Raw genomic sequence first — 21,968 nt, 5'->3', positions numbered from 1 at the left:
TCAGGCGCCTCAGACCTCCCGCCAAGCCTCCAACGCCAGCCCCGGCTCGTCCTTGCGCCGGGTGATCAGCAGCTGCCCCGTCGACGGCGACAACGTGGCCGCCACCACCCGCTCGTCCTCGTCCACCGCCAGCGCCACCACCGCGTCCGCCGGCAGCTGCGGCCCCGACTCGGTCCACCAGGCACCCGCCGACTCCTGCTCCGTCGGATAGGCGGCGAAGGCGACACGGCCGCTCGCCGAGCGCTGGGCGAGCAACGTGCAGTCGTGGCCGTCGAGTTCGCAGCGGATCGCGGACACCGGGCCGGGGCCGGCGGACGCCAGCAGGGTGACGGGCTTGGTGCCGGGGCGCCAGGCGCACAGGTCGCCGGAGTCGTCCGCGTAGAAGAGGGTGGTGTGGTCCGCGGAGGTGGCCAGGGCGTGCAGGGTACCCGGGCGGACCGGGGTCTCCATCGCCTCCTCCAGGACCGGGACGCTGCCCGGCTTCTCCTGCTGCCAGTGCAGGATGGCGCCGGGAACCGCCGCGTACAGCTCGACCAGCCCGGACTCCCCCGTCACGGCGGCGAGCCGGTCGTCGACCTCCCGCCCCTTGAGGTCACGCCACGGGCCCCAGCCGCCCGCCTCCTTCTGACCGCGCATGCTCACGCCGCCGCCCTTGTTGCGCACGAAGACATGCGCCCGCCCCTGCGCGTCGACCGCGACGGCGGGCGTACCGGTGCGGTCGCCGGCCTTGTTCGGGTGGCCGATGGAGATCCAGTCCAGGGCGGCCAGGCGCGGCCGGAAGTGCGTGGAGTGCACCAGGCCGGCCTCGCCCGGCGCGGTGGGGCGCCAGGCGGACAGATGGGCGTAGGCGTCGGCGCCCTGGCCGACCGCGGGGCCGGGGCGCAGCTTCTGGTCGCCGCCGACCCGGCGCGGGGGTTCCCAGGGGCCGCCCCGTCCGAGTTCCGCCCGGCACAGGACGGCGTCGTCGGTCGGCAGATAGACGCTGAGGCGGCCGTCGCGGCCGCGGATGAGCCAGTCGCCGTTCACCGGATCACCCTATGCGGGGCGAGCCTCCGGTCACGTCCCGGCCCCCTGCTCCGCAACGGTACGGAGCTGCGGGCCGGGATACGGAAGAAGACGCCTCCCCATGCCCCACGGCCTTGATCACAATCTGGCGCGATCCCACGTGACTCGACGGTCAGGTACGTGCCGTCCGGCGCCGAGCGGGCAGGCTGGACGTCGGCAGCAACATCCGCAGGAGAACAGGAGAAGGGGAGGTCGACGTCATGACCGACAAGCTCACCGTGGGCGTCCTGGGCACCGGCATCATGGGCGCCGCGATGGCCCGCAACCTGGTCAGGGCCGGACTCACCGTCCGCGCCTGGAACCGCACCCGCGCCAAGGCCGAGCCCCTGGCCGCCGACGGAGCGTTCGTCGCCGACTCCCCCGCCGAGGCCGTCGAGGGCGCCGATGTCGTCCTGACCATGCTGTACGACGGTCCGGCGGCGCTGGACGTCATGCGTGAGGCGGTGCCCGCGCTGCGCTCCGGTGCGGTGTGGGTGCAGTCGACGACCGCCGGTATCGAGGGGATCGCCGACCTGGCCGCCTTCGCCCGCGAGCACGGCCTCGTCTTCTACGACGCCCCGGTCCTCGGCACCCGCCGGCCGGCCGAGGCCGGTCAGCTCACCGTGCTGGCCGCGGGGCCGGTCGAGGGACGGGCGACGGTGACGCCCGTGTTCGACGCCGTCGGCGCCCGTACGGTGTGGACCGGCGAGGACGGCGCGGCGGGCACCGCGACCCGCCTGAAGCTGGTCGCCAACAGCTGGGTGCTCGCAGTGACGAACGCGGCCGGTGAGATGCTGGCACTGTCCAAGGCCCTGGAGGTGGATCCGCAGCGGTTCTTCGAGGTGATCGACGGCGGGCCGCTCGACATGGGATACCTGCGGGCCAAGTCCGGGCTGGTGCTCGACGACCGGTTGTCCCCGGCCCAGTTCGCGGTGGCCACGGCGGCGAAGGACGCACGGCTCATCGTGGCGGCGGGCGAGCGGTACGGCGTACGCCTGGATGTGGCCGAGGCGAGTGCGCAGCGCTTCGAGCGGGCGGCCGCTCAGGGGCACGGGGCCGAGGACATGGCGGCGGCGTACTTCGCGAGCTTCGACGAGAAGGGGACGGCCGAGGAGTGAGCCGTACCCGTGCCTCATGAGTGCCGTGGACTCCGTCCACCATGAACGCCGTGCGACCCTGGCCGCATGAATGAGGACGCCCCGCTGCTTGTGATCGTCGACGCCGCGAACGTGGTCGGGTCGGTGCCCGACGGGTGGTGGCGGGATCGGCGGGGGGCCGCGGAGCGGCTGCGGGATCGGCTGGCGGTGGACGGGGTGCCGGGGCGGCCGGGGCCCGTGGAGATCGTGCTCGTGGTGGAGGGGGCGGCTCGGGGAGTGGAGCCGGTGCCGGGGGTGCGGGTGGAGTCGGCGGCCGGGAGCGGGGACGACCACATGGTCGAGCTCGTCGCGCGGGCGGGTGGGCGGCCCTGTCTGGTGGTGACGGCGGATCGGGAACTGCGCCGCAGAGTCGCGGAGTTGGGGGCGGAGGTGGCGGGGCCGCGTACGGTTCGGCCCTAGGAAGCCGCCATACGCCGCTAGGTTCGGCTCCGTACGTACAGCACCGCCCCCTCCACCACCCCCGCCTCCTCGTACCCCGCCGCCAGCAACCGCCGAAGACCGGGCACCCGTTCCGCCCCGTACGGCTTCCCCCGCGAGTCGTCGACGATCAGCGCCGGCGCCCGTTCGGCCATCTCCTCGCGGAAGACCGCCCAGGCCCCTTCGACCGCGTACCGCTCGCCGACCTGCGGTCCGTCCCGTCCTCCGCTGTAGTTGGTGAGGAGCCCCGCCGTGAGGTACCGGCTCGCGGGACGGCGGTCGGCCAGCCAGTACGTCTCCGGGTGTATGCCCCAGAACAGGACCGGCTCCCGCGGATCGGTCCGGGCCGCCACCTCGTCGGCCAGTCTCCTGGCATGGTCGAGTTCGGGGCGGGGCGCGAGCAGTCCCCAGGTCAGGAACAGGGCGCAGCAGCACGCCGAGGCCAGGACCGTGTGCGTCAGGTGGCCGCGCGGCAGGAGCTGCAGCGCCGCCGTCGCCAGCAGGGCGAGGGGCGGGAGGAGTTGCAGGTAGTAGTGGCCGAAGAAGTGGAAGCCGAGCACAACGGCCCCGGCCGATGCGGCCAGCCACAGCCACAGGTCCACGGCCCCGGTACGGGCCGGCCGCAAGGTCCGCACCACCGGCGGGATCAGGCCGGCGCATCCCACCGCAAGGATCGCCGTGTTCGTCAGACCCCTTGTGAGCACGTGGAGTTCGGAGCCGGCGAAGGAGATGTACGCCCCCGACCCCGTCACCGTCCAGAACAGGAACCCCGCCGGGTCGGTCACCACGGCCGCGCCCAGCACCGGCGCCACCACCCCGGCAGCCAACCGCACCAGTCCCCCGCCTCGCACCGCCCCCGAGACCACGCACAGCCACACCACCGGCACCAGCACCGCCCCGCCGGTCTGCTTGGCGAGGAACGCGCCCGCGACCGCCAGGCCCGCCGCTCCCCATCGGCGCCGGTCGGCGCACCACATCGCCGCCGCCGTGCACGGCAGCATGAACACCTCGAAGGTGGCGGCCTGGGCGTCCTCGGGGTTGAGCCCGACCGACACCAGCAGATAGAGGACGCCGGCCGTCCCGCCCGCCGTGTCACCCCAGCGGCGGCGCGCCAGCGAGGCCAGCAGCACGGAGGTCAGCAGCTGGGCCGCGACCGCGAGGACCCGCACCGGCGTGAGCGATCCGGATCCGGCCACCGCGAACGCGGCCTCGTACAGCCCCGGCACCAGCGGGGGCTTGCGGTCGACGACCGTGTCGTACAGCTCTCCGCCGTACGCCAGTATCCGTGCCTGTACGGCGAGATAGCCCTCGTCGGGGTTCCACAGCGGCCGGACGAAGGAAGGGACGCGGGTGATGCAGGCCAGCAACGCCAGGGTGGGCAGCAGCCGTCTCCAGAAGCCACGGTCCGCCCGGGTGCCGGACACGGAGCGTGGCGGTGCCAGGAGCTCGGCGAGCATGGGTGAACGCTATCCGGCCCCGTAGTCCCGGCCGAAGCGGGACATACGGGGACGGAAGGGTAGGGCTGACCGCTTGTCAGCCCTCGATTCGACTACTCGGCGTCTCCCCGCGGCGGCTTCATGACCTCGCCGACGGCTGTCTCCTCCTGCTGCCCGAGACGGCTGTGGGAGCGGCCGTAGAGGAAGTACACGAAGAACCCGGCGACCATCCAGATGCCGAACCGCACCCAGGTCTCGGCGGGCAGGTTGATCATCAGCCACAGCGAGGCGAGCACGGACAGGATCGGGATGACCGGCACCCATGGCGTGCGGAAGGACCGGTGCAGGTCTGGGCGGGTCCTGCGAAGGATGATCACGCCGATGGCCACGACCACGAAGGCGAACAGGGTGCCGATGTTCACCAGGGCGGCGAGTTCGGTGAGGGGGGTGAAGCCGGCGAGGACCGCGATGATCACGCCGAGCAGGATGGTCGGCCGGTGCGGGGTCTTGAACCGCGGGTGGACGTGGGAGAAGAAGCGGGGCAGCAGCCCGTCGCGGCTCATCGCGAAGAAGACACGGGTCTGGCCGAGGAGCAGGATCATGCAGACCGTCGTCAGGCCGACCGCGGCGCCGAAGCTGATGAAGCCCGCGTACCAGGGGTGTCCGGTGGCCTTGAAGGCGTCGGCGAGGGGGGCGTCCACGGACAGCCGGCTGTAGTGCTGCATACCGGTGACGACGATCGACACGGCGACGTACAGCGTGGTGCAGATGAGCAGGGAGCCGAGGATACCGCGCGGCATGTCACGCTGCGGGTTCCTGGTCTCCTCGGCGGCGGTGGCCACGACGTCGAAGCCGATGAAGGCGAAGAACACGACCGAGGCGGCGGTGAAGATGCCCATGACGCCGAAGTTGGAGGGCGCCCAGCCGAACATCAGCTGGATCAGCGGCGCCTGGAGACTCGATCCGGCATCCACTTCCTGCGCCTTCGGGATGAACGGGTCGTAGTTGTCGCCGTTGATGAAGAAGGCACCCGCGATGATCACGGTCAGGACGACGGTCACCTTGATGGCGACGACCAGGGACGTGATCCGCGCGGACAGCTTCATGCCGAGCACGAGGATGCCGGTGAGGACGAGCACGAGCGCGGCGGCGAGGATGTCGAAGCCGAAGGCGTCGGCGCCCTCTCTGCTGCCCAGGGCCGCGGGCATCTCCCAGCCCGCGTTGTCCATGAGCGACTGGATGTAGCCGGACCAGCCGACGGCCACCACCGCCGTACCGAGCGCGAACTCCAGGACGAGGTCCCAGCCGATGATCCAGGCGGGCAGTTCGCCGAGGGAGGCGTACGAGAACGTGTACGCGGACCCGGCGACCGGGACCGTGGACGCGAACTCGGCATAACAGAGCGCGGCCAGCGCGCAGGCGACGCCGGCCGTGACGAACGCCAGGGCGACCGCGGGCCCGGCGTTGTTCTTCGCGACGGTGCCGGTGAGAACGAAGATGCCGGTGCCGATGATGACGCCGACACCGAAGACGGTCAGATCCAGCGCGGACAAGGACTTCTTGAGCGCGTGCTCTGGCTCCTCGGTGTCGAGGATGGACTGCTCGACTCTCTTCGTCCGGAAGAGGGTGCTGCTCACGGGCGTACCTCCCACGCTTGTCGTCCTCGACATGATCGAGAGGGGGCGTGGTACGCATGCCCCGGCGCGGGCGTATTCACACAGATGGGCCGGTTTCGCCACCAGCATGAGTGGCGAACCGGCCCATCCGGCCGCACTGCTGTTGTCAGTCCCGGGCGGGCTCCACCGAGTCGACCTCCTCGGCCGTGCGGTCGAACCGGCCGTCCAGCCTGGAGACGAGGCCGGTGACCTGGCGGGCGATGTCGGGGGCGGTGAGCCCGATCTCGGCCATGACCTCGGCGCGGGAGGCGTGGTCGAGGAAGCGCGGCGGGATGCCGAAGTCACGCAGCGGGACGTCGACGCCCGCGTCGCGCAGGGCCTGCGCGATCGCCGAGCCGACACCGCCGACGCGGCTGTTGTCCTCGACGGTGACGACCACGCGGTGCCGCTCGGCGAGCGGGGCCATGGCCTCGTCGACGGGCTTGACCCAGCGCGGATCGACGACGGTGGTGGAGATGCCCTGGTTGTCGAGGAGCTTCGCGATCTCCAGGCACATCGGCGCGAGGGCGCCCACGGAGACGAGGAGCACGTCCGGGGTGTCCGTGCCCGGCTCGCGCAGGACGTCCATGCCGCCCACCCGCCCCACGGCGGGTACGGCGGGGCCGACCGCGCCCTTGGAGAAGCGCACGACGGTCGGCGCGTCCTTGACCTCGACGGCCTCGCGCAGCTGGGCACGTACCTGGTCGGCGTCGCGCGGGGCGGCCAGCCGCAGCCCTGGCACCACCTGGAGGATCGACATGTCCCACATGCCGTTGTGGGAGGCGCCGTCGGTGCCGGTGACACCGGCGCGGTCGAGCACGAAGGTGACCCCGCACTTGTGCAGGGCCACGTCCATGAGGACCTGGTCGAAGGCGCGGTTGAGGAAGGTGGCGTAGACGGCGAAGACGGGGTGCACACCGCCCGTCGCCAGGCCCGCCGCGGACACGGCACCGTGCTGCTCGGCGATGCCGACGTCGTAGACCCGCTCGGGGAAGCGCTTGGCGAACCTGTCCAGGCCCACCGGCTGGAGCATGGCCGCGGTGATGGCGACGATGTCCTCGCGCTCCTCACCGAGCTTGACCATCTCCTCGCCGAAGACGGAGGTCCAGTCGGCGCCGCTGGTGGCGATCGGCAGTCCGGTGTCGGGGTGGATCTTGCCGACGGCGTGGAAGCGGTCGGCCTCGTCCTGGAGGGCGGGCTGGTAGCCGCGGCCCTTCTCGGTGAGGCAGTGCACGATGACCGGGCCGCCGAACCGCTTGGCCCGCGCGAGCGCCGACTCCAGCGCCTCGATGTCGTGCCCGTCGATCGGGCCGACGTACTTCAGCCCGAGGTCCTCGAACATGCCCTGCGGCGCGATGAAGTCCTTGAGGCCCTTCTTGGCCCCGTGGAGGGTCTCGTAGAGCGGCTTGCCGACGACGGGCGTGCGGTCGAGGATCTCCTTGGTGCGGGCGAGGAAGCGCTCGTAGCCGTCGGTCGTCCGCAGCGTCGCCAGATGATTGGCAAGCCCACCGATCGTCGGCGCGTACGACCGCTCGTTGTCGTTCACGACGATGACGAGCGGGCGGTCCTTGGCCTCGGCGATGTTGTTCAGCGCCTCCCAGGCCATACCGCCGGTCAGCGCGCCGTCACCGATGACGGCGACGACATGGCTGTCGCGTTTGAGCAGCTGGTTGGCTTTCGCGAGCCCGTCGGCCCAGCCGAGAACGGTCGAGGCGTGCGAGTTCTCGATGATGTCGTGCTCGGACTCGGCCTGCGAGGGGTAGCCGGACAGACCGCCCTTCATCTTCAGCCGCGAGAAGTCCTGACGCCCGGTGAGCAGCTTGTGGACGTAGGACTGGTGACCCGTGTCCCACAGCACCTTGTCCCTGGGCGAGTCGAAGACCCGGTGCAGGGCGATGGTCAGCTCGACCACACCGAGGTTGGGGCCGAGGTGGCCGCCGGTCTTGGAAACCGCGTCGACGAGGAAGGTCCGGATCTCCTCTGCCAGCTGTTCCAGCTCCTCAGGGCTGAGCCGGTCCAGATCGCGCGGTCCCGTGATGCGGGTCAGCAGCGGCACCCGTGCCTCCTTGCAGTAGAGCTGTTCGAGCTGTTGCCGGGCTTGTCGAGTCTAATGTTCCGCTCAGGCGGAAGGTTCCCGGCCCGGGGGTCGCACATCACGCATTCGGCCCTACCCGACAACGCCCTGTACTACAACGCCGCAAAGGGGCGCGGGGAACTGCGCGACCAGCCCACCCGGACCGGCACCCGCCAGTTCACCCACGCCCCTGTGGCGCTCCGCGCTATGCGCGACCCGCGGTCTTCTGCGTCTTGCGGGTGATCGAGTCGATCACCACGGTCGTCAGCAGGACACCGGCGGTGATCATGTACTTCACCGGCTCGGCGATGGACTCCAGCTGGAGCCCGTACTGGATCGAGACGATCACCAGCACACCGAGCAGCGCGTTCCAGGTCCGCCCACGCCCACCGAACAGCGACGTACCACCGATGACAGCCGCCGCGATGGCGTTCATCAGCAGGTCACCGGTACCGGCGCTCTGGTTGGCGGACGCGATCTTCGAGGCCAGGAACAGACCACCGATCGCCGCGAACCCACCGGAGATCGCGAACACGGAGATCCGCACCGCGGTCACGTTGATACCGGCACGACGCGAGGCCTCGACACTGCCACCGAGCGCGAAGACCTTACGGCCGTACGAGGTACGTCGCAGCAGGAAGTCCGTGCCCACCAGGAACACCAGGAAGATCACCGTGGCCAGCGGCAGGCCCTTGTACTGGTTGTACATGATCGCCGCGGCGAAGGAGACCACACCCAGCAGCACCGTCCGCAGGATGGTGTCGCTCAGCGGCCGGGACGGGATCCCCGCGGCCTCACGGCGGCGGTTGCTCAGGAAGGAGGTGATGAAGAACACCGCGGTCACGAAGGCCGCCAGGCCGTACGCGGCTGCCACGTCCGTGAAGAAGTACGTCGTGAGCTTGCCGATCAGCCCGTCGCTGTCGAGGTTGATCGTGCCGTTCTCGCCCAGCGTCTGGAGCATGAAGCCGAGCCAGAACAGCAGACCGGCCAGCGTGACGGCGAAGGCGGGGGCGCCCAGCACCGCGAAGAAGAAGCCGTGCGCCGCGCCGATGACGACGCCCGCCGCGATCGCGAAGAGCACGGCAGCCCACTCGGGCCAGCCCTGGTTCACCGCGAGTACGGCCGCGATGGCGCTGGACGCGCCGCTGACCGAGCCGACGGACAGGTCGATCTCGCCGAGCAGCAGCACGAAGACGATGCCGACGGAGATCATGCCCGTGCCGACCATCGTGACGGTGATGTCGTTGATGTTCTGCGCGGACAGGAACGCGGAGTTCAGGCTCTGGAAGATGACGCAGATGGCGACCAGGCCGAGGATGACCGGCAGGGAGCCCAGCTCACCGGCCTTCATCTTGCGCCGGAACTCGGTGACGTAGCCGGCCAGGCCCTGCTCCTGCACCAGCAGGCGCGGGTCGACCGCGGTCACCGCGGCCGCCGCGGCCTCGGTGTTCAGGACCTCGTGCTCGTCCTGCGGTGTGGTGGAGGTCTTGTCGATGCTCACTTGGAAACCTCCCCGGTCGTGCGCGCCGCACGGCGGGTCACGGCGTTGTCGGTGGCGCCGGTGATGGCGGAGATGATCTCCTCCTGCGAGGTCGTCTTGACCTCGAAGACGCCGTTGTTGCGGCCGAGGCGCAGGACCGCGACCTTGTCCGCGACGGCCTTGACATCGGCCATGTTGTGGCTGATGAGGATGACGGCGTGCCCGCGCTCGCGCAGCCGCTCGACCAGGTCGAGGACCTGGGCGGTCTGCTCGACGCCGAGGGCGGCGGTGGGCTCGTCGAGGATGACCAGCTTGGGCTCGCCGAGCATGGAACGGGCGATGGCCACGGTCTGGCGCTGACCGCCGGACAGCGAGGCGATCGGGATGCGCACGCTGGGGATGCGGATCGACAGCGTCTGGAGCAGCTCGCGCGAGCGGCGCTCCATCTCCACCTCGTCGAGGACGCCGCGCTTCTTCAGCTCGCGGCCCAGGAAGAGGTTGCCGACGACGTCGATGTTGTCGCACAGCGCGAGGTCCTGGTAGACCGTCGCGATGCCCAGGGCCTGCGCGTCGTGCGGCCGGTTGATCGAGACGGCCTTGCCGTCCCATTCGATGACGCCCTCATCGATGGGGTGCACGCCGGCGATCGTCTTGACCAGCGTGGACTTTCCGGCGCCGTTGTCGCCCACCAGGGCGACCACTTCACCGGCGTGGACCTCAAGCTCTACGTCGGTGAGCGCCTGAACGGCACCGAACCGCTTGGAGACCCCGCGCAACGCCAGCACGGGCGTAGCGGACACGTGAACCATCTCCTTCGCCGCCTGACCCGGCGGAAGGTAGTGCAGAAGAGTGAGAGGGGGGTCCGTCCGGCGCCCCGCGCCGAGCTTGCGGGGCTGACGAATGCGTGGGGCGCCGGAGGAGTCTGGAGCAGTCATGTCCCGTGCGGGAATTCAAGGATGAATTCCCGCACCTGAGAAGGGACCTGACGCTGCTTACTTGAGGCCGGCCTTGTCGCAGGCGCTCTTGTACTTGGCCGTGCAGATCTCGTCGACCGTGTAGAAGCCTTCCTTGATGACCGTGTCGTTGATGTTGTCCGTGGTCAGCGACACGACCGGGATCAGCGCGGCCGGGATGTCCTTCGCGCTGCCGCTGGAGACCTTGTCCTTGGCGATGGAGTCCAGCTTCTCGCCCTTGGCCAGCGCGACCGCCATCTCGGCGACGACGTTGGCCTCCTGCGGGTACGACTTGAACACGCTCATGTACTGGTCACCGGCGACGATGCGCTGTACAGCGGCGAGCTCGGCGTCCTGGCCGGTGACCGGGACCTTGATGCCGGCGGCCTGGAGGGCGGTGATGATACCGCCGGCCATGCCGTCGTTGGCGGAGTAGACGCCCGCGATGTTCTTGGCGCCGAGGGCCGAGATCGCGGCCTCCATCTCGGAGTTGGCGTTCTCCGGCTTCCACTCCTTGGTGTCGTAGGACTTGGCGATGTCGACCTTGCCCTCGAGGACCGAGAGGGCGCCCTTCTTGAACTGGGCGGCGTTCGGGTCGGTGACCGAGCCGTTGATCATCACGATCTTGGAGGACTTCGTGGCCTTGTCGCCCATGCCCTTCAGCAGGGCCTCACCCTGGGTGCGGCCGACCTCCTCGTTGTCGAACGAGGTGTAGCCGCTGATCGGGCCCTCGGCCAGACGGTCGTAGGCGACGACCTTGATACCGGCGTCCACGGCCTTCTGTACGGAGTTCTTGATGGCCTTGGCGTCCACGGCGTCCAGGATCAGCACGTCCACCTTGTTGGTGATCATGGTGTCGACCTGCTGGGCCTGGAGGTTGGCGTCCTGCTTGGCGTTGTTGTAGTCGATCTTCGCCTTGCCGTTCGTCAGCTCCTTGATCTTCTTCTCGATCAGGGGCCGGTCGAACTTCTCGTAACGCGCGGTCTGGTTCTCCGGGAGCAGGAGACCGACCTTGATGTTGTCGCCCTTGGCCGCAGTGGCGGTGGAGTCGTTGTCTCCGCCCGCTTCCTCGGCGCTGCCACAGGCAGCCAGCGAGACGGCCATCGCACCAGCGGCAATGGCAACGGCGGCACGACGCATACGCGTGTTCACTTCAGAAACCTCCCTGACGAGGCCGCGACACTGCGGCCGAGGTGGCTGGAAGTCAACTCGGCCACACGTGCGACGTCAAGAAGTAAATCCTTAACGGGTTGGCAACGGTGCCATCCGTTCTCTAAGTGAAGGCAGGGGTGGCGGCCTGCAGCGTGCTGGCGACACTTCCATCCAAAAGCGCCGAATCCCCCATCTCGCTGAGCGCGAGCGCGAGTGCTCCGAGCACCTCCGCACGACCGCCAAGTGCCCCGGGGAGAACGGACAGTTGGCGCGCCGCGCTGGGGATGGCGTAGCGGCCGACGGACTCCCGGATGGGCCCGAGGACCAGCTCACCGGCCTCGGCGAGATCACCGCCCAGGACCACGCGGCTCGGGTTCAGAAGATTGCAGAGATTGGCGACTCCACTGCCGATGTGGCGGCCGACGTCGGCGATCACCCGACGGCAGCCCGGGTCTCCGTCCCTGGCCAGCCGTACGACGCCCTCCATGGTCAGATCGGTGCCGTGGCTGGGCTGGAGGAGCGGAAGCACATAGCGGGCGGCCGCGAAGGTCTCCAGGCAGCCCCGGTTTCCGCAGCGGCAGACAGGGCCAGATTCATCAAGAGTAATATGCCCGATTTCTCCCGCCGTGCCACCCGGGCCCCGGTAGATCTTGCCGTCGATGACCAGACCGGCGCCGACACCGCTGGCCACCTTGATGTACGCCAGGTCCCTGACGCCCCGCCCGCTGCCCCAGACCAGCTCGCCGAGGGCGCCCAGGTTGGCGTCGTTGTCGACGTGCACGGGCACGCCCAGCCGGCCGCGCAGCTCCTCGGCGGGTTTGGTGCCGGTCCAGCCCGGCAGGATGGCGGTCGAGCCGAGGGTGCCGGACTCGACGTCGATCGGGCCGGGCACGCCGAGGCCGACCCCGGCGATCTTGGAGCGGTCGACGCCGGTCGCCGCGATCAGCCGGTTGACCAGCTCTTCGGCCCGGTCGAAGCCCTGGGTCGAGGAGGCGTCGACGTCCAGCGGCTCGGACTCCTCGGCGAGCACCTGATGGGCGAGATTCCCGACCGCGACGCGCAAATGGGTGTGCCCGAAGTCGACCCCTATGACGATCCCGGCGTCGCCGCTCAGGGAGACGCTGCGGGCCCGGCGGCCACCCGCCGATGTGGGCGTGACCTCGACCGTTCCGCCGTCCTTGAGCTCGCGCACGATGTTGGAGACCGTCGCGGCGGACAGACCCGTGGTCCGGGCGATCTCCGCCTGGGTGAGGGATCCGGCCAGCCGGACGGCCCGTACGACCCGCTCCAGGTTGGCTCGGTGCAGCGACGACTGCGACCCCGGAGTCTCCACGACGACCTCCTGCGCGCGGGACCGCTTCTATGAGGCCCCGTTCGTGTCCAACTAGTGAACTCTAAGCTGAGCCGTTCGGGTTGGCTCCCGTCAAGAGGTTGAACCGGATCCGGGGATGTGTACGCGCACACGTAAGCCACCCCTGTGTGGGATGGCTCACGGATGACGTGGGGTGACGCGGCGCTTACGTCCGGGTCAACAGAGAGCGTTTACTTAAGCGCACCGGCCGTCAGACCCGCCTGCACCTGCCGCTGGAAGATGAAGTAGACGATGAGCACCGGCAGCATGGCGATCATCATGCCGGCCATCAGGGCGCCCCAGTCGTTCTCGTACCCCTGCTGCAGGGCGATCATCGCCAGGCCCTGGGTGAGGACGTACTTGTCCTCGTTCTGGTTGAGGACCATCGGCAGCAGGTACTGGTTCCACTGACCCAGGAAGTTGAAGATCCCGATGCTGATCAGGCCCGGCTTGGCCATCGGCAGCATCACCTGGAAGAACGTTCGCGTGTGCGACGCCCCGTCGATGAGCGCGGCCTCCGCGACCGACGTCGGCAGGGTGCGGAAGAACGCGGTCATGAAGAAGACGGTGAACGGCAGCGAATAGGCGATGTAGACGAGGATCAGCCCGTGGTACGTCGCGAGCAGCGAGCTGCCCGGGAAGTCCCGTAGTACGAAGAACAGCGGGATGACCAGCATGAAGACCGGGAAGGACATGCCGGCCACGAACATGAAGTAGATGAACCGGTTGCCCGGGAAGGTGAACCGGGCCAGCACGTACGCGGCCATGGAGCCCAGCACCATGGTGCCGGTCACCGAACCGCCCACCACGATCAGGGTGTTCAGGAAGTACCGGCCCATGTTCGCCTTGTTCCAGGCGTTGGCCCAGTTCTCGAAGTGGAACGTGGTCGGCAGCCCCCATGGGTCGGACAGGATGCCGTTGCTGGTCTTGAAGGAGCTCCACAGCACCCACAGCAGCGGCACGCCGACCATCAGCGCCCACAGGACGAGCATGCCGTGCGAGAAGACGTGCAGGATGCCGCCCTCGGAGCTGCGTCCGTCGGTCGGGCCGAGCGTCTTGGTGACCCCCGGACGGTCCGGCTCGTCCGCCTTGGTGAGCGTTCCGGTGTTCGTGTCGGTCGTCATGTCGCCCCGTACCCCTAGAACTCGATCCGCTCACGCCGCGCGAAGCGCAGGGTGAGCACTGCGAACGTCATGGTGACGATGAGCATCGCGACGCCCATCGCGGACGCGTAGCCGAACTGGCTGTCGCGGAAGGCCGTCAGGTACAGGCGCAGCGGCATGACGTCGGTGGCGCCGTCGGGGCCGCCCATGTTGACCGACATGATCTGCACCAGGGCGAAGGCGTCCAGGGCGATGATGCCCATGTACACCCAGCCGGTCTGCACGGTGTCCCACAGCAGCGGCAGGGTGATCCTGAAGAAGGTGTGGAAGCGGCCCGCGCCGTCGAGCAGGGCCGCCTCGTAGATGTCCCGCGGGATGGACGCCATCGCCGCCGAGAACAGCACGACGTAGAAGCCCACGTGGGACCAGATCATCACCGCCATGATGCACATCAGGGCGAGGCTCTTCTCCCCCAGCCACGCGTTCTGCCAGCTGTCCAGACCGACCGCGCCGAGCAGGGAGTTGAGCATGCCGTCGTCGGGGTCCGGGTTGTAGATGTTGAACCAGATGACGGCGATGATGGTGATCGAGATGACCTGCGGGAAGAAGAAGACGAAGCGGTAGAACTTGGAACCCGCGACACCGGTGATGACTTCGTTCTTACGGCGCTTTCCGCCCACGTTGAGCATGAAGGCGAAGAACAGTCCGAGCCCCAGGGTGATGATCGGCACCGCGATCAGCATGTAGACGTTGTGCCGCAGCGCGTTCCAGAAGTCCTCGTTGTTCCAGAGCTTTTCGAAGTTCTCCAGTCCGACGAACTTCGCCGTTCCCACCAGACCCGACCAGTCGGTCAGCGAGATCTGGAAGGCCTGCACGAACGGCGAGATCACGAAGACCGCGTAGACGATGACGGGCAGGGCCAGGAAGCCCACGATGAATCGGTATTTGCCGTGTTGCATGCCGCTTCCCGGCCCTTCCCCTCGGTAACGTCCCCGGTCTACTTCTCGCGCTTGAACTTCTTGACGGAGTCGTCCTTGGCCACTTCGTCGGCGTACTGCTGCGTCTTCTTGATCCAGTCGGCCGCCTTGAGTTCACCGGTGAGCAGCTGACCGGTGAGGCCGCCGATCTTCTCGTCCGTCAGCGACGGGTACCACTCCTGGAGCTGGAGGCTGATGATGTTGTCGCCGGCGTCCTTGAAGGCCTTGCTCGCCGAGGCGAGACCCGGCGAGAGAGTCATGCCCTCGGTGGCGTCGACGACACAGGTCAGCGATTTCACCAGCTTGGCGAAATTCTGCGCGTGCTTCTTGGAGAGCATGATGCGCAGCATTTCCATACCGCCGGCCGGGTTCTTGCCCTTGCTCGCCACGATGTACGGCTCGCTGGGTTCGGCGCGCAGGGTGCCGTGCGGCATCTTGTCACCGCTGGAGCCGTCGAAGAGGGCGCCGACGGACATCTGGAAGTCCTTGGGCGTGGTCGGCGCGGCCTCGTTCTCCACCCAGGAGCCGTTGGGGATGAAGATGGCCTTGCCCTTGTTCCAGGCGGTCTGCGACTGGATGTGCGTCAGACCCTGGCTGCCCTGAAGGAAGTACTTCTTGGCGGCCAGTTCCTCGTAGTGCTCGGCGACCACCTTCACCGCGTCGTTGCTCGTCCAGGCATTGGGCTCCAGGTTGTCGATGGCGATCCAGCCGTCCATGCCGCCGATCTTGGCGATCTGGGCGAACAGGTTGAAGTGGACGTAGTACGGATACTTTCCGGCATACGTCCAGGGCGCGATGCCCTTCTTCTTGATCTCGCCGCAGAGCTTGACCATGTCGTCGAGGGTCTTGGGGTATTCCCAGCCGTTGTCGTCGAGGGCCTTCTGCGAGTACCAGGTGCCGTAGATGGTGAAGGCGTAGTAGAGCACGTCGAAGGTGTCGCCGTGCTTGCCCTTCTCGATGGTGCTCGGGTGGATGACGTCCGAGATCTTCTTGCTCGCGTCGTCCAGCGAGGGCGCGTCGAGCAGCGCCTTGAGGTCCTGGAGCTGGCCCTGGGTGGACAGCTTGTTCATGTCGAGGTGGTCGGCGCCGGAGTTGTCGATGACGTCCGGCGGGTTGCCGCCCGCGAAGCGCGGGGTCAGCTTGGGTCCGACCTGCTGGGTGCCGGTGTGCTTGACGTCGGCCTTGTACTTCGCCTTGTAGTCGGCCTCGGCGTCCTTGGCGTACTGGTCGCCCAGGCCGCCCTTGAAGATGAACGCCTCGAGCGCGAGGCCCTCCTTGACCCCGAGGGGGTTGGTGGCGGACTTCGCGCCACCCGGCGCCTTGCTCTCCTCCTCGTTGCCGCCGCCTCCGCCGGTGGCACACGCGGACAGGAAGCTCATCGTGGGTACGGAGATCAGACCGAGCGCGACGGACCGCTTGATCAGGTCACGGCGTCCGACTGCTGCGGAGCCGTTGTTCTCCGGGTTCTCGGCGGAAGTGGATCCCATGCTCAAGTCCTCGCCTTCTCCAGGACTCAGGCGGTGAACCGGATCCTCCCGGCACCGCGGTCGGGTCGAGCTGGTCGTGCAGGCTGGGTCGTGCAGGAAGTGCGGATCGTGTGAATCGCCGACAGGTATAGTCCACTTCCCGCCAACGGAGCAAGATCGAATGCAAGGTTGGCCGGTGGTCTTTTCCGAGTTGAGACCTCGCGGAAATATGAGCGACCTGTGTGTTCCTTGGCGGAAAAATCCCTGTCACTGAGCCCGGATGCCACATCCAACACCCTTGACACGGCTGACCACTTGAGACACAACTGATCCTTGCGCAGCGAAGTTGACAACGTTGTCCCGTGCGCAGGGAGGGTACCCGTTGAAGCAGCAAAGAGCTCGGCACAGATGGGGTACGGCGGTCGTGTCGGCGGCCGCTTTTGTCATGACGGTGGGCTCGCAGGGGGCGGCGGTCGCGCTCCCCGACGCTCCCGACGCGGCCGCCCGGGAGTTCGCGTCCTCGTTCGAGGCGGGGGATCCGGCACCCGACTGGCTCAACACCGTCGACACCGCACCGGACGGCGGCAAGCGGGCCTCGGGCGTCGACGGCGGCTACAGCAGCGGCATTCCGGGCAATGTGACCGACCATGTCACGGACGTGCGGGCGAACGGCGAGAACACGGGCGGCGGGGAGGTGAAGGAGAACCTCGTCGACGGCGAGCCGAGCACCAAGTGGCTGGTCTTCGAAACCACCGGATGGGTGGAGTTCGACCTGGACAAACCGGTCAAAGCAGCCAAATACGCGCTCACTTCGGCCAATGACTACGCCGAGCGCGACCCGCGGGACTGGACCCTGAAGGGCTCCACGGACGGCAAGGACTGGAAGACCCTCGACACCCGCTCCGGTGAGGCGTTCGCCGAACGGTTCCGGACAAAGACGTACGACATCGCGGAACCGGCCGAATACCAGCACTTCCGGCTGGAGATCACCAGGAACAACGGCGCCTCCGGCATCCTGCAGCTCGCCGACGTCCAGTTCTCCACGGGCGGCAGCGAGGGCCCGGTGCCGCAGGACATGCTCTCCCTCGTCGACCGCGGCCCGAGCGGCTCGCCGACCGCCAAGGCGGGCGCGGGCTTCACCGGCAAGCGGGCCCTGAAGTACGCCGGCCGGCACACGGCGGACGGGCGGGCGTACTCGTACAACAAGATCTACGACGTGAACGTGGCCGTCGGCCGCGACACCCGGTTGTCGTACCGCGTCTTCCCGTCGATGGCGGACGGCGACCTCGACTACGACGCCACGAACGTCTCGGTCGACCTGGTCTTCACCGACGGAACCTCCCTGAGCGGCCTCGGCGCCACCGACCAGCACGGCTTCCCGCTGACGCCGCGCGGGCAGGGCGCCGCAAAGGTGCTGTACGTCAACCAGTGGAACAACGTCGTCGCGCGGATCGGGTCGGTCGCGGCCGGGAAGACCGTCGACCGGATCCTGGTGGCGTACGACTCCCCGAAGGGCCCGGCGAAGTTCCGGGGCTGGCTGGACGACATCACGCTGAAGCCCGTCGCACCCGAGCGGCCCAAGGCACACCTGTCCGACTACGCGCTCACCACCCGCGGCACCCTCTCCAGCGGCGGATTCTCGCGCGGCAACAACTTCCCGGCGACCGCCGTGCCGCACGGCTTCAACTTCTGGACGCCGGTGACGAACGCGGGCTCGCTGAGCTGGCTGTACGACTACGCACGTGCGAACAACGACGACAACCTGCCGACGATCCAGGCGTTCAGCGCCAGCCATGAGCCCAGCCCCTGGATGGGTGACCGGCAGACCTTCCAGGTGATGCCGTCGGCCGCGTCCGGCACCCCGGACACCGGCCGTGAGGCACGCGAGCTCGCCTTCCGGCACGAGAACGAGACCGCGCGGCCGTACTACTACGGGGTGCGGTTCGAGAACGGGCTCAAGGCGGAGATGGCGCCGACCGATCACGCGGCGGCGCTGCGCTTCACCTATCCGGGTGACGACGCGAGTGTCCTCTTCGACAACGTGACGGACCAGGCCGGGCTCACGCTCGACAAGGAGAACGGGATCGTCACCGGCTACTCGGACGTGAAGTCCGGGCTGTCGACGGGTGCGACCCGGTTGTTCGTGTACGGCGAGTTCGACAAGTCCGTGACCGAGGGCTCCGCCAGTGGAGTGAAGGGCCACCTCCGCTTCGACGCCGGATCCGACCGGACCGTCACCCTCCGCCTCGCCACCTCGCTCATCGGCATCGACCAGGCGAAGGACAACCTGCGCCAGGAGATCCCCGACGGCACCTCCTTCGACACGGTGAAGTCCCGCGCGCAGCGCCAGTGGGACCGCCTGCTCGGCAAGGTCGAGGTCGAGGGCGCGACGCCGGACCAGCTGACCACGCTGTACTCCAGCCTGTACCGGCTGTACCTGTACCCGAACTCCGGCTTCGAGAAGGCCGGTTCGAAGTACCAGTACGCGTCGCCGTTCTCCCCGATGCCGGGTCCCGACACCCCGACCCACACGGGCGCGAAGATCGTGGACGGCAAGGTGTACGTCAACAACGGCTTCTGGGACACCTATCGGACGACCTGGCCGGCGTACTCGCTACTGACGCCGAGTCAGGCGGGCGAGATGGTCGACGGCTTCGTGCAGCAGTACAAGGACGGCGGCTGGACCTCCCGCTGGTCCTCCCCCGGCTACGCGGACCTCATGACCGGCACCTCCTCGGACGTCGCCTTCGCGGACGCGTACGTCAAGGGCGTCGACTTCGACGCGAAGTCGGCGTACGACGCGGCCGTGAAGAACGCGACCGTCGTGCCCCCGTCGTCCGGCGTGGGCCGCAAGGGCATGGCGACGTCGCCCTTCCTCGGTTACACCAGCACCGAGACGCACGAGGGCCTGTCATGGGCGCTGGAGGGCTACCTCAACGACTACGGCATCGCGCGGATGGGCCAGGCGCTGTACCGGGAGACGGGCGAGAAGCGCTACAAGGAGGAGTCGGAGTACTTCCTCAACCGCGCCCGGGACTACGTCAACCTCTTCGACTCCAAGGCAGGGTTCTTCCAGGGCCGTGACGAGAAGGGCGACTGGCGCGTCGAGTCCTCGAAGTACGACCCGCGCGTGTGGGGCTACGACTACACCGAGACGAACGGTTACGGCTACGCCTTCACCGCCCCGCAGGACAGCCGGGGCCTGGCCAATCTCTATGGCGGCCGCGGCGGTCTCGCGGACAAACTCGACGAGTACTTCGCCACCCCGGAGACGGCCTCGCCCGACTTCGTCGGCTCCTACGGCGGTGTCATCCACGAGATGACGGAGGCGCGGGACGTACGGATGGGCATGTACGGCCACTCCAACCAGGTCGCCCACCACGCCATCTACATGTACGACGCGGCCGGGCAGCCCTGGAAGGCGCAGAAGAACGTCCGCGAGGTGCTGTCGCGGCTGTACGTCGGCAGCGAGATCGGACAGGGCTACCACGGCGACGAGGACAACGGCGAGCAGTCGGCCTGGTTCCTGTTCTCCGCGCTGGGCTTCTATCCGCTGGTGATGGGCAGTGGCGAGTACGCCATCGGGTCGCCGCTCTTCACCAGGGCGACGGTCCACCTGGAGAACGGCAAGGACCTGGTGGTCAAGGCGCCGAAAAACAGCGCACGCAATGTGTATGTGCAGGGGCTGAAGGTCAACGGGCTTCCCTGGAAGTCGACTTCGCTCCCCCACTCACTGATCGCCAAGGGCGGCGTCCTGGAGTTCGACATGGGCCCGCGGCCCTCCTCGTGGGGCACCGGCAAGAACGCCGCGCCCGTGTCGATCACCAAGGACGACGAGGTACCGGTGCCGCGGGCGGATGTGCTGAAGGGTGAGGGTGCCCTGTTCGACAACACATCGGCGACTCAGGCAAGCGTCACCTCGCTGGAGCTGCCGGTGTCCGGGCGCACCAAGGCCGTCCAGTACACCCTGACATCGCCGCAGGACCGCGCCCAGGCGCCGACCGGCTGGACGCTCCAGGGCTCGGACGACGGGACCACCTGGCAGACCCTCGACAAGCGCTCGGGCCAGTCCTTCACGTGGGACCGGCAGACACGGGCGTTCACGGTGGGGTCCCAGGGTACGTACGGGAAGTACCGCCTGGTGCTCGACGGCGAGGCGGTGGTGTCGGAAGTCGAACTGCTTGCCTGAGCAGACGCATTGGGGGTCTCATGCAGGGTGTCGATCCGGCCTGGCTGCCGGACGAGGCGTTCCGGCCGATCGGCACCCGGCGGACGCTGATCCGCGGTTCGGGTCCACTGGTGGACACGGTCCACGGGGAAGTGGCACAGGCCTGTGAGCGGTTCGGGGGCCGCGTCGAGCGCGACGCGGCCCCCGGGCCGTACGACTTGGTGCTGGAGCTGACGGGCGCCGAGGGCGGCGACGGCGACGACAGCGGTGAGGCCTTCACCTTCGAGCGCGCGGCCGGCCGTACGACCGTCACCGCGTCCGGCGGACCCGGGCTGCTGTACGGCCTCTTCCACGTCGTACGGCTCGGGGAGGCGGCGTTCCAGGGCGCGTACGGCCGTGAGGAGCACCGCCCCGCGTCCACTCTGCGCATGCTCGCGGCAAGACGGTGATCCAGCACATATATGACACGCACTTCGAGGGTGTCGATGAGGTGGAGGCGGCCCGGGAGGTGTGGGCCTCGCTGGCCGGATCAGTGGATCCGGCGCGCCACGCGCGCGTGGCTGAGCGGCTTGAGGAGCAGCTCCGCAATGCCTCTCCACCGGGCGCGCCGCCATCAACACGTCCGCGTGTGCCGCCCCGTTGAGGGTGTCGTGCCAGAACTCGTCGAAGTCGGCGGGCTCGCGGGGCTGCGGCTGACCGAGACCTGGGACGTGACCTTCCGCGGGTTCGCCGGCGACCCGGTGCGGGCCTGGTTCAGCAGACCGGCCGGGGTGCCCGAACCGCTGCCGGCCGTCGTCGAGTACGCCGGTTACGGCCGTGGCCGCGGCCTCCCGCACGAGCGGCTGACCTGGTTGAACGCCGGGTATGCACACCTGCTGATGGACAACAGGGGCCAGGGCGACCAGTACGGCAGCGGCGGCGCCACCCCGGACCCGCACGCCACCGCACCGGGCGGCCCGGGCCCTGCCGTACGCGGCCTGCTGTCCCCTCGGGACCACCACTACCGGCGCCTGATCACCGACGCGGTCCGGGCGGTCGCGGCGGTGCGCGCACTGCCGGGCGTGGACGGCACACGGGTCGCCGCCGTCGGCAACAGTCAGGGCGGCGGGCTGGCCCTGGCGGTCGCGGGACTCGTCCCCGACCTCGCGGCTGCCTTGGTCACCGCCCCGTTCCTGTGCGGCATCCGGCGCGCACTGGACCTCACCGACGCGGCGCCGTACGGCGAGATCGCCGCGTACCTCTCCGTGCACCGGGGCGCCGAGCGGGCCGCGTACGACACGCTCGCCTACCTGGAGGGGATCTCCTTCGCGCGGCGCGCCCACGCCCCGGCCCACTTCGGGGTCGGCCTGCGTGACACGGTGTGCCCGCCCAGCGGGGCGTACGGCGCCTTCAACCGCTATGCGGAGCTGTCGGGGGCCGACCCGCGCAAGGAGATCCACGCCTATCCGTTCAACGGCCACGAAGGCGGCGACGCCGTGCACGTGCGCCGCCAACTGGGCTGGCTCGCAGACGAGTTGGCCCCCTCGTGAACCGGA

16 protein-coding genes and 1 pseudogene are annotated in these 21,968 nt (G+C 68.8%); 6 read left to right on the top strand and 11 right to left on the bottom strand.

Going from position 1 to position 21,968, the window contains the following annotated elements:
* Window positions 1-9 precede the first annotated feature (9 nt).
* On the bottom strand, window positions 10-1,026 hold the full coding sequence (locus ACZ7L6_RS28040) for a hypothetical protein (RefSeq protein WP_471928528.1): 1,017 nt from the start codon (window positions 1,024-1,026) through the stop codon (window positions 10-12).
* A 239-nt stretch (window positions 1,027-1,265) separates the two neighbouring features.
* Between ACZ7L6_RS28040 and ACZ7L6_RS28035 the strand changes: the two genes are divergently transcribed.
* Together ACZ7L6_RS28035 and ACZ7L6_RS28030 are read left to right on the top strand one after the other, a co-directional pair.
* Complete coding sequence (locus tag ACZ7L6_RS28035; RefSeq protein ID WP_471928526.1) at window positions 1,266-2,162, top strand: NAD(P)-dependent oxidoreductase; 897 nt, start codon at window positions 1,266-1,268, stop codon at window positions 2,160-2,162.
* A 66-nt stretch (window positions 2,163-2,228) separates the two neighbouring features.
* Window positions 2,229-2,600 (top strand): PIN domain-containing protein, encoded by a 372-nt coding sequence (locus tag ACZ7L6_RS28030; protein ID WP_471928524.1) that lies wholly within the window; start codon window positions 2,229-2,231, stop codon window positions 2,598-2,600.
* 17 nt (window positions 2,601-2,617) lie between these two features.
* Here the strand turns inward: ACZ7L6_RS28030 and ACZ7L6_RS28025 are convergent, their stop codons facing one another.
* The 10 genes from ACZ7L6_RS28025 to ngcE all read right to left on the bottom strand — a co-directional run bounded on the left by ACZ7L6_RS28025 (window position 2,618) and on the right by ngcE (window position 16,286).
* Window positions 2,618-4,075 (bottom strand): glycosyltransferase family 39 protein, encoded by a 1,458-nt coding sequence (locus ACZ7L6_RS28025; RefSeq protein WP_471928522.1) that lies wholly within the window; start codon window positions 4,073-4,075, stop codon window positions 2,618-2,620.
* Between the two features lie 92 nt (window positions 4,076-4,167).
* On the bottom strand, window positions 4,168-5,691 hold the full coding sequence (locus tag ACZ7L6_RS28020; protein ID WP_471928520.1) for an amino acid permease: 1,524 nt from the start codon (window positions 5,689-5,691) through the stop codon (window positions 4,168-4,170).
* Between the two features lie 145 nt (window positions 5,692-5,836).
* Window positions 5,837-7,765, bottom strand: coding sequence for a 1-deoxy-D-xylulose-5-phosphate synthase (gene dxs / locus ACZ7L6_RS28015; RefSeq protein ID WP_471928518.1), 1,929 nt, complete (start codon window positions 7,763-7,765; stop codon window positions 5,837-5,839).
* Between the two features lie 223 nt (window positions 7,766-7,988).
* Window positions 7,989-9,284, bottom strand: coding sequence for a sugar ABC transporter permease (locus ACZ7L6_RS28010; RefSeq protein WP_471928516.1), 1,296 nt, complete (start codon window positions 9,282-9,284; stop codon window positions 7,989-7,991).
* Window positions 9,281-10,072 (bottom strand): ATP-binding cassette domain-containing protein, encoded by a 792-nt coding sequence (locus ACZ7L6_RS28005; RefSeq protein WP_471928514.1) that lies wholly within the window; start codon window positions 10,070-10,072, stop codon window positions 9,281-9,283. Before ACZ7L6_RS28005 ends, ACZ7L6_RS28010 begins: the two co-directional genes overlap by 4 nt.
* Before the next feature lie 183 nt (window positions 10,073-10,255).
* Window positions 10,256-11,356 carry a sugar ABC transporter substrate-binding protein gene (locus ACZ7L6_RS28000; protein ID WP_471928598.1) on the bottom strand — a complete coding sequence of 367 codons (1,101 nt, stop codon included), beginning with the start codon at window positions 11,354-11,356 and terminating at the stop codon, window positions 10,256-10,258.
* Window positions 11,357-11,489: 133 nt separating this feature from the next.
* Window positions 11,490-12,701 (bottom strand): ROK family transcriptional regulator, encoded by a 1,212-nt coding sequence (locus tag ACZ7L6_RS27995; RefSeq protein ID WP_471928512.1) that lies wholly within the window; start codon window positions 12,699-12,701, stop codon window positions 11,490-11,492.
* Between the two features lie 209 nt (window positions 12,702-12,910).
* Window positions 12,911-13,843, bottom strand: coding sequence for a carbohydrate ABC transporter permease (locus tag ACZ7L6_RS27990; RefSeq protein WP_471928510.1), 933 nt, complete (start codon window positions 13,841-13,843; stop codon window positions 12,911-12,913).
* A 14-nt stretch (window positions 13,844-13,857) separates the two neighbouring features.
* The gene (locus ACZ7L6_RS27985; RefSeq protein WP_471928508.1) at window positions 13,858-14,781 is read right to left on the bottom strand and encodes a carbohydrate ABC transporter permease; all 924 of its coding nucleotides are present in this window, start codon (window positions 14,779-14,781) and stop codon (window positions 13,858-13,860) included.
* A gap of 38 nt (window positions 14,782-14,819) precedes the next feature.
* On the bottom strand, window positions 14,820-16,286 hold the full coding sequence (gene ngcE / locus ACZ7L6_RS27980) for an N-acetylglucosamine/diacetylchitobiose ABC transporter substrate-binding protein (protein WP_471928506.1): 1,467 nt from the start codon (window positions 16,284-16,286) through the stop codon (window positions 14,820-14,822).
* 424 nt (window positions 16,287-16,710) lie between these two features.
* Between ngcE and ACZ7L6_RS27975 the strand changes: the two genes are divergently transcribed.
* The 4 genes and pseudogenes from ACZ7L6_RS27975 to ACZ7L6_RS27960 all read left to right on the top strand — a co-directional run bounded on the left by ACZ7L6_RS27975 (window position 16,711) and on the right by ACZ7L6_RS27960 (window position 21,962).
* Entirely contained in the window at window positions 16,711-20,454 is a 3,744-nt protein-coding gene (locus ACZ7L6_RS27975) for a GH92 family glycosyl hydrolase (RefSeq protein WP_471928504.1), read from the top strand.
* A 20-nt stretch (window positions 20,455-20,474) separates the two neighbouring features.
* Window positions 20,475-20,867: pseudogene (locus ACZ7L6_RS27970) on the top strand (alpha-glucuronidase); the annotation flags it as partial.
* An 11-nt stretch (window positions 20,868-20,878) separates the two neighbouring features.
* Complete coding sequence (locus ACZ7L6_RS27965; protein ID WP_471928502.1) at window positions 20,879-21,076, top strand: hypothetical protein; 198 nt, start codon at window positions 20,879-20,881, stop codon at window positions 21,074-21,076.
* A 7-nt stretch (window positions 21,077-21,083) separates the two neighbouring features.
* Window positions 21,084-21,962 (top strand): acetylxylan esterase, encoded by an 879-nt coding sequence (locus ACZ7L6_RS27960; RefSeq protein WP_471928500.1) that lies wholly within the window; start codon window positions 21,084-21,086, stop codon window positions 21,960-21,962.
* The last annotated feature ends 6 nt before the right edge of the window (window positions 21,963-21,968 follow it).

It is taken from the genome of Streptomyces sp. NPDC107522 (genome assembly GCF_055657525.1).
This window is presented reverse-complemented; position numbering and strand designations above follow the sequence as displayed.